9 protein-coding genes are annotated in these 11,740 nt (G+C 69.7%); 1 reads left to right on the top strand and 8 read right to left on the bottom strand.

The window, feature by feature from the left end; genetic code table 11:
• Positions 1 to 24: 24 nt before the first annotated feature.
• The 3 genes from GY24_RS05240 to GY24_RS05250 all read right to left on the bottom strand — a co-directional run bounded on the left by GY24_RS05240 (position 25) and on the right by GY24_RS05250 (position 2,057).
• On the bottom strand, positions 25 to 714 hold the full coding sequence (locus GY24_RS05240; RefSeq protein ID WP_104474689.1) for a nuclease-related domain-containing protein: 690 nt from the start codon (positions 712 to 714) through the stop codon (positions 25 to 27).
• A gap of 229 nt (positions 715 to 943) precedes the next feature.
• Complete coding sequence (locus GY24_RS05245) at positions 944 to 1,195, bottom strand: hypothetical protein (protein WP_104474690.1); 252 nt, start codon at positions 1,193 to 1,195, stop codon at positions 944 to 946.
• Positions 1,196 to 1,328: 133 nt separating this feature from the next.
• The gene (locus tag GY24_RS05250) at positions 1,329 to 2,057 is read right to left on the bottom strand and encodes an alpha/beta fold hydrolase (RefSeq protein WP_104474691.1); all 729 of its coding nucleotides are present in this window, start codon (positions 2,055 to 2,057) and stop codon (positions 1,329 to 1,331) included.
• Between the two features lie 82 nt (positions 2,058 to 2,139).
• Here GY24_RS05250 and GY24_RS05255 point away from each other — a divergent pair, with 82 nt between their 5' ends.
• Positions 2,140 to 2,829, top strand: coding sequence for a helix-turn-helix transcriptional regulator (locus GY24_RS05255; RefSeq protein WP_104474692.1), 690 nt, complete (start codon positions 2,140 to 2,142; stop codon positions 2,827 to 2,829).
• A gap of 67 nt (positions 2,830 to 2,896) precedes the next feature.
• Here the strand turns inward: GY24_RS05255 and GY24_RS05260 are convergent, their stop codons facing one another.
• The 5 genes from GY24_RS05260 to GY24_RS05280 form a co-directional block, all read right to left on the bottom strand.
• Complete coding sequence (locus GY24_RS05260) at positions 2,897 to 4,186, bottom strand: NYN domain-containing protein (RefSeq protein ID WP_104474693.1); 1,290 nt, start codon at positions 4,184 to 4,186, stop codon at positions 2,897 to 2,899.
• Between the two features lie 363 nt (positions 4,187 to 4,549).
• Positions 4,550 to 8,032 carry an ATP-binding protein gene (locus GY24_RS05265; protein WP_104474694.1) on the bottom strand — a complete coding sequence of 1,161 codons (3,483 nt, stop codon included), beginning with the start codon at positions 8,030 to 8,032 and terminating at the stop codon, positions 4,550 to 4,552.
• Positions 8,029 to 9,009 (bottom strand): DUF4194 domain-containing protein, encoded by a 981-nt coding sequence (locus tag GY24_RS05270; RefSeq protein ID WP_133161126.1) that lies wholly within the window; start codon positions 9,007 to 9,009, stop codon positions 8,029 to 8,031. Before GY24_RS05270 ends, GY24_RS05265 begins: the two co-directional genes overlap by 4 nt.
• A gap of 16 nt (positions 9,010 to 9,025) precedes the next feature.
• Positions 9,026 to 10,585, bottom strand: a complete 1,560-nt coding sequence (locus GY24_RS05275; protein ID WP_104474696.1) for a DUF3375 domain-containing protein — start codon at positions 10,583 to 10,585, stop codon at positions 9,026 to 9,028.
• A gap of 137 nt (positions 10,586 to 10,722) precedes the next feature.
• Positions 10,723 to 11,670 carry an FRG domain-containing protein gene (locus GY24_RS05280; protein WP_133161127.1) on the bottom strand — a complete coding sequence of 316 codons (948 nt, stop codon included), beginning with the start codon at positions 11,668 to 11,670 and terminating at the stop codon, positions 10,723 to 10,725.
• Positions 11,671 to 11,740 lie beyond the last annotated feature (70 nt).

Here is an 11,740-nt window from a genome sequence, read left to right on the forward strand (position 1 = left end):
AGACACTCGCGCTGATGCTCCGGCCTAGCCGGAAGCTGCGCCGAGCAAGAGCGGGACGCCTGCCGGCGGTGACACCAGAAGTCCCGCCGGCAATGCGAGCGGACCAACCACGCCGGCGAACGTCCAGAGCCGACGCCGACCACGGGCCACGCGGACCTCAGCGTGGAGCTTTGAAAACTGGCGCCGCGCCCTGGCACGGTCACCGGAATCAGTCGCTCGCCAGAGGCTGGGTTCGTCGACGACGGCCAGAAGATCCGAAACAGCATCGGCGTTGAGGCTCTGCGGCTGGTGCTTCAGCCAGCGGCGCACCTCGTGCGAGTTGAGCACGCGCACGCGCTCCGGCTGCGCCTTCATCATGATGCGCTTGGGATCGAGGTGCACGATCAGCGGGTGTACCGGCACCGGGTGCAGCCTCCGCTCACCCAGCAGCCGAGCGACCTTGCCGGCCCCCTCGGCCTTGGGGATGTACTGCTCTCGCTGTCCATCGACCAGCATGGTACGCCCGGCGACCCAGATGTTCTTGCCAGCGTGGTGCTTCGTGTTGATAGTGAAGACGCCGCCGCACCCGATGACCAAGCGGTCGATTTCAGTTTCCCTGGTGCCGCCGGGCAGGGCGTGACGAGCGAACCAGCCCTCCGGAAGGCAGTCGAGGATGTCGCCGACGGGGGTCTCACCGACCGCGCCGACGTACCAGGGGCGGGTGTCATCCGACAGCGGGCAGTGTCAGAAGAAGCACTGCACGGCGTGGGGCCGACACGTCGAGCTGCCTTCGCAGTGTCCCGTTGATGACGAGCTGTCCCGTGAAGGCATCGCGCATCGTTGAGGTAGTCGACATCGGCTCCCCTGACGGTTTCTCAGTCACCCTATCCCGCACACCCGCGGTGGCACCCCCGCGAACGGGGCGTTCGGCCGATGTTCGCGCCTAGTTCACCAGCGCGGCCCGTTAGTGCGCGTGCTTGCGCCCATACTTGTGCGCGCCAACCGTGCGCCAGATCAGCAGCGCCGGCCCCGGCAGGTGCTTGTGTAGCCACTCGGTGCCGCCGCCATCCGGCTGCGCGGCGAGAATCGCCCCAAGCTGGATCATGCTCTTGGGTATGGCGTTGCGGCCGTGTTCACCGAACCACTCGACCTCCTTCTGAGTCAGCGTCGTCTCCATCACCGGCACGATGTTCGTCTCCTCGTCGGGTAGGTGCACGGCGAGGGCAGCGTTGCTTCCGGCGAGGGATGCCGCGGTGCACGTTCATCACCAGCGACCTCGAGATGCAGCACCAATTCGACGACGCGGTGCAGGGGCGCTCCCCCACCAGTTGAGGGAGCGCCGCCCCGGCTCAACGCACGGCGGCGGTCGAGATTGCGGCGGCGAGGTCGTCCGGGCGGCTCCACATCGGCCAGTGCCCGGTCGGCAGGTCGACCAGCTCGAGGTCGCGCAGTGATGCCGTCTCTGCCAACATCTCGTTCCCCGCCCGGGCCATCTGCATCAGCACCTCCGACGGGAACGAGCACGCAATGATCGTGGACGGCACATCGCGCCGAGCGTCGTTCGTGAGCTGCACCACCTGACGCATGACGGGGCCGGGCTGCGGCACGGCCAGTTCCCTGAACCGACGAACGTCGCGCTCGCTCACGCCGTCCAGGCTCGCCGCGAGCTGGTCGAACGGCGGGAGCTCCGAATCCTGCTGCTCCGCTGGGAAGTCCGCGTCGAACGCCGAGCCGTCGCTCACCGGCCCGCTGTCGACGTAGACGACGCGGCTGATCGCGGTCGGGTGCTGGTCGAGGAAGACCGAGACAGGCGAACCTGCTCCGCTGTGTGCGACCAGCACGACGGCGCTGCCGTCAGCGGAGGCGGTGGAAACCGCCTCTTGCAGTGCCTCGGCCTGGTCGTCCAGCGTCCGAGACGAGCGATCCGGGTCGCTGGGGTCGAGGCCGGGCAGGGTGAGCGCGGTGACGGCGTGGCCTCGGGAGCGGAGCTCGGGCGCGACGGCGTCCCACGCCCAGGCGCCGAGCCAGTGGCCGGGAACGAGAATGATCGAGGGCAGAGTGTTGGGGGTGACATCCATGTGTCCATCGTCCCGCGGCCGCTGGACAGAGGCATGTCACTATTTCTGTCACTTTCTTTGGATTCTTTGAGATGATGGCCGGGTGAAACGTACCGAGCGACTGCACGCCCTCACCGAGTCGCTGCGCCGCGCCTCGGTCCGCGGGCGGACGGCACAACAGCTCGCCGACGAGTTCGAGGTGACCACCCGCACGATCAAGCGCGACCTCGATGCTTTGGAGGCCAGCGGCTTGCCGCTCTGGGCGCGCACCGGCCCGGGTGGTGGCTATGGCCTGGCGGAGATCACGAGCCTGCCGCCGGTGAACCTGACCGCCGCGCAGGCGCTGGCGCTGAACACCGCGGTGGCGGTCGCAACACAGGCGCCGTACTCGGACTCTGCCCGTGCGGCGGCCAACAAGATTCGGGACGTGCTCGACCCGGGCACCCGCCGGAGGGCCGCGGAGCTCTCCCAGCGGGTGTGGGTTGACGTAGCGCCGAGCGCCCCGCGCCGTGTGATGAACGTGCTCGAGAAGGCCCTCGTCGACCAGGTGACGGTGAACATCGACTACGTCGACGCCCGCGGGCATGCCACACGGCGCGAGGTGGAACCGATAATCTTCGCATTCACCGGCGGGCGCTGGCTGCTTGTGGCGTGGTGCCGACTGCGAGACGATGTGCGATGGTTTGCCCTGCACCGAGTGCAGCGGGCGACGGCCACCCGGAACCCCTGCACCGGGCACGCGGTCGCCGACATCGGTGAGCCGCCGGCGTCGGCGCGGCCCGTGGGAGGCTGACCGCGGCACGGCGCTCCCCTGGACGCTGCCGGCGCCCTGCGTGGCGAGAATTGCGCGCTTCCTCGCGTCAGTTCGCGAGGCCTCCGCTGACCCACGTGCGCATCGCGGCCCGCTCCTGATCGTCGAACTCCATGCGGGCACCTCGGCACAGCGCCTCGACGTTCTTTGCCCATCCCGTCGCCAGATCAGTTGCCGTGGGGTTTCCCTGGAGGGAGACCCCTGAGTAAAGCAGACCCTGAATCACATAATTGATGGCAGCTCGGCTGATGGGAACCCCCGCAGCAGCGCAGTCGTCCCGAACCACCTTGGAGGTTTCGGTTCGATTGAACGTCTCATCGCGAATGCGCGATTCGAGGGAGGTAAAGAGTTGCCGATACTGCGCCGTCGACAGCGACGGAACGTCCGTCACCCGTGCAACTTGCTGCTCGATGGCGGGTCGCTCGTCGATGGAGATCGGCAGGTCATCCCCCGAAAAGCGCGTGGTGTCCCACGCCCAGCCCGGTGCAGGCCGGGAGGAGTAGGCGATGCCTTCCCCCAACTGGGCCACCCACGCTCCGAAGGAGTTGAAGCCGGCCCAGTCGGCCAGGATTGATGGCTCAGCGGTCGTTGCTTGTTTCGCGAGCTGGCCCCCGGCAACGGGTCCAGGAGCCTTCCGCACGAAGCCAAGCACAGCCTCGGCGGCGCGAGCACGCCCTTCTGAGGTGCTGACCACCGGACGATCCGTGCTCCCGGAAGGGACTGCGAGGGGCTCACTCGCCGGTAGTTCTTCCTCGTCCGAACTCCCCGCGGGCACGGCGGAGTCTGCGCTCGGCCCGTTGAGGATCGAGACGAAGGCATCGGACTCCACGACGCGATCCGCCATGCTGCGGTACGCACCGGCAACGGACCCCGCGACGACGACGGTGGTGAATCGATCCGCCGCTCTGATGCGTTGAATCAAGGACGTAAAGTCCGCGTCCGCAGACGCGATGAAAAACTCCTCGATTCGACCGGGTCCGGCGAGTACATCCATGGTGTCTAGAACCAGGTTGATGTCAGTGCTGCTCTTGCCCTGTTGTGTGAGTGACGGGCAGTCAATCACGCGATACCCGGCTCGGGTCCAATACGCCCGATACTTCGAGAAGGCCGACGGGTTCAGGTAGCATTTTCGGACGAGGAAACGTCTCGTGCTGCCGTCGAGACCGCTCTCCCCGGCGCCGTCCGCCATTGCCTCCGTCCACCTGCCTGGATCGGTCGCGAACCGTTCGGCCGCCGCGGCATCCAATCTCAGCAAACCGATGTAGACGTTGTCGAAGTCGACAAAGAGCGCTGCCCGGGTTGCGGGCTTTTGGCCAAGATCGTTGGGGGCGGGAGTCATGCTCGAAGTGTGCCAGATGGCGCAACGCACGCATCACGCTTGCGATGGCGAGTCGCGGCGCAGCGACGAACGTGTGGTGGGGGCCAGTTTCGGGGTGGGGTTGGCTTCGGTCGCTCGTTCCTCGCTCCCTCGAGCCAACGGGGAAGGGTTGGCCAATGGGGAGGGGTCGGGCAGCGAGATGGGGTCGAGAGGCTTAGCCGGCGGGGCTGGAGTTTCGGGGTACGGGGTCTCGATACGCGCCGCGGGCGGCGCTACTCGACCAACGGATCTGGCGCTACTCGACCAACGGGTTAGGCGGGTGCAACTTCGACGGTTCGACCAACGGGTTGGGCGGGTGCAGGTTCGACGGGCTCGACCGACGGGTTAGGCGAGGGCTGGGGCGGGGTTGGCTTCGGTCGCTCGTTCCTCGCTCCCTCGAGCCAATGCGGGAGCGGCCGAGGGCGCTGCGGCATCGGCGATCGGGGTGATGTAGGAGAAGCCGGCGGCGTGGTTCTTCGTGATCGAGAGCACGAGGTCCATGTAGGGCTCCAGTGCGGTCACCTTGTCGAGCGGGGCGCCGACGATCAGCTGGAAGCCGAGGCCCTTCCACGCCGCGACGGCGCGGCCGGCGAATTCGGCATCCGACTTCACGAAACCCTCGTCCAGGAACACCGGGGCGAAGCGCGGCCTCGTGCGGCTCTCGTCGCCCAGCTGGAACCGCAGCGCGGCCCCGACGACGAACGCCACCAATTCCTGTGATTCGCCACCGCTCTTGCCGCCGAGCGACGAGTAGGTGCTGAGCACCTCGCCGCCCTCGCCGAGGCGCGTCGCGGTCACCTCCACGTGCCGGCGCACGTCGAGCAGCAGGTCACGGGTCGGCGACGGCTTCGACTCGTCCTCCGGCTTGCGGATGCCGGCCATGAACGCCTGCAGCCGCAGGAAGCGCTCCTCGGTCTGCTCGTCGGTGAATTGCTCGGTCGCGCCGGAGGAGAGCTGCTTGAGCTCCCGGCGGAAAGCGACGGAGTCGTCTCGGTGCAGCCGGCGCAGCGTGATCTGCAGCCGGTCACGGCCGGCGCCGAACGGCAGCGTCGAGAGGATGTCGTTGATCGGGTCGAGCCGGTCCTCGATCTGCGAAATCGCCGAGTCGAAAGCGCCGGCCAGCGGCACCAGGTCCTGCCCGCTCCACGCGGCGAGGCGCCGCTTCCACTCCTGCCGGCGCTCGTGCAGGCCGAGGGTGAGCACCGAGTCGAGGATGTCGCGGTAGCCCTGGTAGGAGTCCAGCCCGGTGCCGATGGTCGGGTCGGGCCAGGCCCGCTGGTACGACTCGAAGATGCTGAGCATGGCGCCGGCGGCGGATGCCGCGCGCTCCCGCTCGCTCGCGGACTGCGCGGTGAGCCGCTCGCGCAGGCGCTTGAGCCCGGCGGCGAAGGTCTCCAGGTCGTCGGGGTCGCCGACGGCGGCGAACTCGGCGTCCAGATGCGCGCCCTGCTCCTCGGTGAGGCTCACCTGGTTCTCGTCGGTGATGCGCTCCAGCTGGGCGTTGACGGCGTCCTCGCGGTCGACGATCTCGCCCTGCGCCTCGGCGAGCACGCGGGCGGCGCGCTCGGCCTCGAAGCGGGCCGCCTGGGCGGCCTCGAGCTCGGCCTCCAGCCGCAGTTCCTCCTCCTGGAGGGCGCGCAGCACGTCGCTGTTGGCCAACACTCGGGCCAGCTCCGCGTCCTTGGCTGCGAGGGCAGCCTCGGCGGCGTCGACGTCGATGAGCTCCCAGACGGCATCCGCCAGCGACTGGCTGGCGTCGCGGCGGGCGCGGAGGGCGGCCAGCTCGCCGGCGAGGGTGTGCGCCTGGCTGGCCAGCTGCTCGACGGAAGCGGTGATCTGGCCGAGCTCCCGCTCGATCTCGTCCTGCCGGGCCTGGCTGGAGAATCCGATGATCGGCTTCTGGTCGCGGTTCATGCCGTGCGCGCCGCGGCTGCCGCTGCGGGTCTGGCCGCTGAGCGCCACGAAGGGGCCGTCGCCGTCGAACTCGGCCGGCGTCTCGACGCAGCGGGCGTCGAGCGTGCTCTGACGCAGGCGCTGCCGCACCCAGTCGGTGAACGGCGACTCCTTGTGCACGAGCTTGCCGGAGACAAAAGCGGCGTCGAGGGCGGGGTCGGCCGGATGCCGCGAGCCGGCGTCATCCGCAGATGAAGACCTCGAAGCAGAGAGGGGCACGCCCTCGAAGTGGATGCGCACCGGCAGCTGCAGCGGGTCGATCGCCCGGCTGAGCGCGGCCAGCTTGGTCTCGTCGACGAGCAGGATGCGTGCGACGGAGCCGAGGGTGACCTCGGCCGCCTGCCGCCAGCGCTCCTCGCCGGGGGCGAGGTCGATGAGCTCGGCCAGGAACGGCAGCTCGTCGGGGGCCATACCGGCCGCCTCGGCGATCGCCAGCCGGGCGCCGTGCAGGTGCTGCGGCACCAGGCTGTGCCGGCCGGCGAGGAAGTCGCGCTCCTTCTTGAGCGTGCGCACCTGCTCCTCGAGCGGGTACTGCTCGCGGCGGAGCGTCTCGTGGTGCGCCTCGGCGCTGGCCTGCGCGTCGGGGAAGGCGGCGAGGGCCTCGGCGGCGGCGGCCTGCGCGGCGGCGAACTCGGCGGCGGTGCGGGTCGGCGTGGCCAGCACGGCGACGCGGGCCTCGAAGCGGGCGCGGGAGCCGAGCCGGTCGTCGCGGGCCTCGGTGAGCCGGGCCTGCTCGGCAGTCAGCTCGGCAAGCACGTCGCCGCCGTTCTCGCGCTGGCGGCGCTGGCTCTCGGCCAGGCCGGCCTTCAGCTCCTTCTCGGCGGCGGTCGCGGCGCTGAGCGCGGCCTGCACGCGCTTGCGCTCGGAACGGTTGCCGTCGCCGGCATCCGCCAGCAGACGCTGCTCGGTGCCGAGCTCCCAGTAGCGCAGCGGGGTGTCGCCGCTGCGGGCCACACCGAAGGTGTCGACGAGGTCGGCGCGGTCGCTGGCCTCGACGAACTGCTTCTGCAGCTCGGGCAGGCGCTCCAGCACCTGCGCCTTCTGCGCCTCGGTGACCATGGCGCCGTAGGAGCGCTCCAGGTCTTCGAAGTGGTTGACGGCCTTGTCGGCGGCCGCGTAGGTGGCGGGGCGCTCGAGCACCATCGACTTGTACAGGCCGTCGACGGTCTTGACCTGCTGGCCGGCCTGGATGCGGGCGAGCAGGCGCAGCGCCTTGCCGCCCTCACCGTTGGCGCCGATGCCGAGCCGGGTGTAGAGGGTCTGCGCGAAGGCGGCGTAGGTGTCGAACACCTCGATGCCGGCGAAGCGGGCCTTGAGGGCGCGCTTCTCGAACTTGGCGGGGACGACGTCCTCCAGCTCGCCGAGGTGCAGGGCGCCGTCGAAGGTCGCCATCCGCATCGACACCTCGGAGTAGCTGTTCGTCGCCCGCGGCACGTAGTAGCTGCGCAGCACGGTGAAGCGGCGCTGGTTGTCGTCAACGAACGTCATCGCGATGGCGCCCCAGGTGGGCTCGCTGCCCCCGCGCAGCACCTGGTCGTGCAGGGCGCCGGTCTCGGCCTCGCGGTTGTCGTCGGTCTTGCCGCGCAGGTAGGTGAGCACGTTGCGCTGCTCCGCGCTGCGGGCCCGGCCGGATCCGGCGTCGTTGGATGCGCCGTTGAACGGGGTGTCCGAGGGCATCATCAGAGCCAGGTAGGCGTCGAGCAGGGTGCTCTTGCCGGTTCCGGATGCGCCGGAGACGAGCGTCGCGGTGGTGGCGAGGTCGACGGAGTGGTGGCCGTGGAAGCCGCCCCAGTTGACCATCTGGAACGTCTCCGCCCGCCACTGCGTGGTACCCTCGGTGGCTCCGTCGATGTAGAACAGCGGGGAATCGCTCATACTGCGGGCTCCAGTTCGGGTTCTTCACTCACTGCTGTGGCGTCGGATGTCGCGGCGCGCGTTTCGGCGGAGTCGGAGTCTTCGTGCGGCGAGGTCTCGATACGCTCGTTCCTCGCTACTCGACCAACGGGATGGGCGGAATCCGGCGTCTCTCGCGGCGAGGTCTCGATACGCTCGTTCCTCGCTACTCGACCAGCGGGACCGCCATCCGCGTCGGCGTCGATGAGGGGCACGACGGCATCCGTCATCTCGACGCTCGCGGAGCCGTTCTCGGCGCGCAGCCAGTCCAGCAGCTCGGCGAGTCGCTGCACCGGCAGCAGCACCTCGATGACGGGGGCGATGCGGAACCGGTCGGGGTCACTGGTGCGCAGCAGCACGTGCGCCTTGGCCAGGGCCTCGATCGCGGCGGACGCCTTCTTGGCGTCGCCGGAGCGGTTGGTGGCGTGCGCGGGCCGGAAGTGGGCGACCTTCTCGAGCAGGTTGTCGCGGTCGACGATGACGAACTCGTGCCCGCTGGCGCGGTCGCTGCGGAAGCGCTGACGCAGCACAACGAGCAGGATCGTCTCCTCCCGGGTGTAGGAGGTGTCGTGCAGCACGGTCGGGAAGACGGCGCCGCCCTCGCCGTGCGCCTGGCGCTTAAACGCGACCTCGTAGTGCTTGTCGACGTGCAGGTCAAGGAAGAGGTCGTTCAGCCGGGACTTGATGCGGCTGGTGGAGGCGAGCAGGGTGCGCCAGGCGGCCGGGTGGTCGGCGGCGGAGATGTAGCGGTGCTTGAGCAGCAGCACGAGGGTGCGGCGCTGCGCGGCGGAGAGTCCGCCCTCGTCGCCCTCGAACAGGGAGACGCTCTCGCCCTCGGCAGGCGTGCTGTCTTCGTCGCGCGCGCTGTACTCTCCGCGCGGCACGTGCTCAATGTCGGACTTGTGCCCGAACGCCTGCGCGCCGAGAGCCGCGGCATCGCCTGTGGTGGTGTCTGTCATGTCGTCGCGCCCGTCGTCAGTCACTGGTGGCTCCGGAGTTCAGGGCGGCGAGGGCCGCGGTTTCGTCGTCGGTGAGGGTGATGCGGGCGACCTCGAAGGTGCGCTGGGTGCCGTCGGGGCGCACCGTCAGGTATTGGTCGAACTCGGCATGCTCGCCCGCGCCGCCGTGCCCGACGGCGTCGAGCTGGGTGGCGATCTGCATGAGTCCGAGGATCTCTACCGGGCGGCGCAGCGCTGGCTCGAGGGCGTTGAAGACGTCGCCGATGGAGGCGTCCGCGGCATCCGTGCTCGCATCGGTACTTGCATTCAAGGCGGCGAGCGCGCCCAGCAGCGCCTCGCGCATCTCGGGCAGCTGCGGTCCGCCCTGGCGACGCATCGCGTCCAGGCTCGGCGCGACGGGGGCCTGCGCCGAGACGTCGGCCAAGGGAGCCGGCGGAACGTGTGACTGCGGGTCGTAGAAGCGCTCACGCAGGTGCGGGGCGTCGAGGTTGCCGGGCATGATCTCGGCCTTCACCCGTGCCTTGGGGCCGGCGGTCTGCATCCAGGTGGCGAGCTCGGTGTTGATCTCGCGGAGCAGCCCCTCGAGCTCGCGGTCCTTGACGATGTCGTGGTTGACGATGTGCTCGCGCAGCGTCGTGGTGAGGCCGATGCGCTGGGTGAGCACGTCGTCGATGCCGCTGCGGATCAGGCTGACCGTGGCTGCGAAGCTGCGCCGCTCTGACGGCTTGAGCTGCGCGGCGAAGGGGTGCGCGAGGATCGCCTCGATGTCGCCCTTCAGCCCGAGCAGCAGGGCGTCGTCGCGCAGCAGCTCGAAGGCGCCCTCGAAGGCGCGCCCCTCGGCGGTGAGCGACATCAGCGCGTCGGTCTTGGCCAGGTATTCGTCGAGCACCTCGCCGACGGGGCGGTCCTCCGCCCGGAAGTCGTTGACGATCTGCCGGTGCATGCTCGCCACCGACTCCTCGACCCGCTTGAAGTCGCCGGGCAGCTGGCCGATCAGGTCGACGAGGTTGGCGTAGCCCTCCCGCATCTGGGCGACGGATGCCGCGGCGATCTCTCCCCCGTCGGCGACCCGGTCGCGCTCGCGGGTGAGCTCGGCGATCTGCAGGTCGAGCCGGTGGAGGCGCTCGTCGCGGTCGGGGTTGGCCTGCGTGGCGCGGTGGTGCACGGCATCCACGATCATGGTCAGGCGGGATTCGCTGATCAGGGCCCGGTCGCGGGACAGGCTTTCGACGAGGGAGAGCGCCTCGAGGGCGTGCGAGGTGAGCGAGTAGTGTTCCTCGGCGTCGCCCTCGTCGTCGCCGGCGATGTCGCGGTAGAGCCACTGGTCGTTCATCCACTGCACGCAGAGGCTGCGGCCGTTTCCGTTGGGCGTCTCGGTGCCGACGCTGCGGAGGTCGGCGAGGTAGGCGTCGACCTGGGCGTGCAGCCGGTCGCTCTGCACGCTGGTGCGGTCGCGGCTGAAGGAGCTCTTGAAGACGGCCAGCACGAACGGCGCCCATTTGCGGTCGAGCAGGCGCAGCGTCGGCTTGTCGAATGCCTCGCGCACCCGCGCCAATTCGCCCGCGATGTCGCTCATGCGCCGCGCCCCCTTTTCTGACCTCCACAACCGTAGTCGTCAGCCCGGGCAGCCCGAAAACGGAGGGGTTCCTGCGGCGCGGCGCCGGCCCGCGTGCTCGTGCTCGGGCTCCTGCTCGTGCTCGCGGCGGCGCAGGCCTACTCGAGCGTCGCGCCGCTGCCGATGTGGCGGGTCAGGTAGTCGGAGAGCCCGACCATGTCGGAGTAGAGCGTCGAGGCCCGGTAGCCGAAGTTCGCCTCGAGCTTCTGCCGGATCTCCGCCTTGGCGTCCCGCGCGATGCGGAACGTGAACACGGGCGCGGAGTACTGGCTGATCGGGTCGCGCTCGATGTGGCTGAGCCGCAGCGGCAGCGAACTGGTGTGGCGGAGGTCTTCCGTGCTCCACGGCATCGAGCGGCCGCGCGCCGAGCGCAGCTGGCGGTCGCCCTCGAAGGCGAACGGCGCCCCGTCGACGATGAAGCCGGCGTTCTGCGAGGAGATGCGCGAGTCGTAGGCCGGCGGACGCCAGTACTTGAGGCTGCCCGTGCCCCAGCGCCGCACCAGCCGCCTGGCGTCGTTCGTCAGCTCGTGCCAGCGCAGATCGCGCCCGCCCCATGCGCTGTTCAGGGTGATGCGCGTGGCCGGCTTCGCGAAGGCGAAGACGCGGGCGTCGGCATCCGCCGTGTTCAGGGTGCGCTCGACGGCGAACCACAGGGCGACGAGCGGGTTCTCGCTGACGTCGACGAGGCGCGTCGGGGCGCCGAAGTGCTGCAGCCGGGCGAGCAGTTCCAGCGCCGGCATGTCGTCGAAGCGCCAGTCCTCGCGGGCCAGGCGCAGCGTCTCCACCTCGGCGGCGACCATCTGGTCCTCGGTAGGCGGGGTGCGGGTCGGGCTCGCGTCGAGCAGGGTGCGGTAGAGCGAGCTGAACAGTGCCCAGTCGGCGTTGCCGGAGCCGCGCCAGAGCATGTCGCGGTAGCCGTGCGTCTCGGTGAGGGCCCGCGTCTGCTCGAGGAACTGCTCCCACGAGTGCACGGGGATGTCCCAGGGCTCCCAGACGGATGCCGGCGACACCCAGCCGGTCGACGTGTTCCGGTAGCTCTCCAACACCGCGCTCCCTCTGCGGGCCGTGCGATGGCTCGCCCGTCCAGCCTATGACTGGGCGGCTGCGAGCGGGCTG

It is taken from the genome of Microterricola pindariensis, assembly GCF_002936985.1.
In the GTDB taxonomy this organism is placed as follows: Bacteria; Actinomycetota; Actinomycetes; order Actinomycetales; family Microbacteriaceae; genus Microterricola; species Microterricola pindariensis.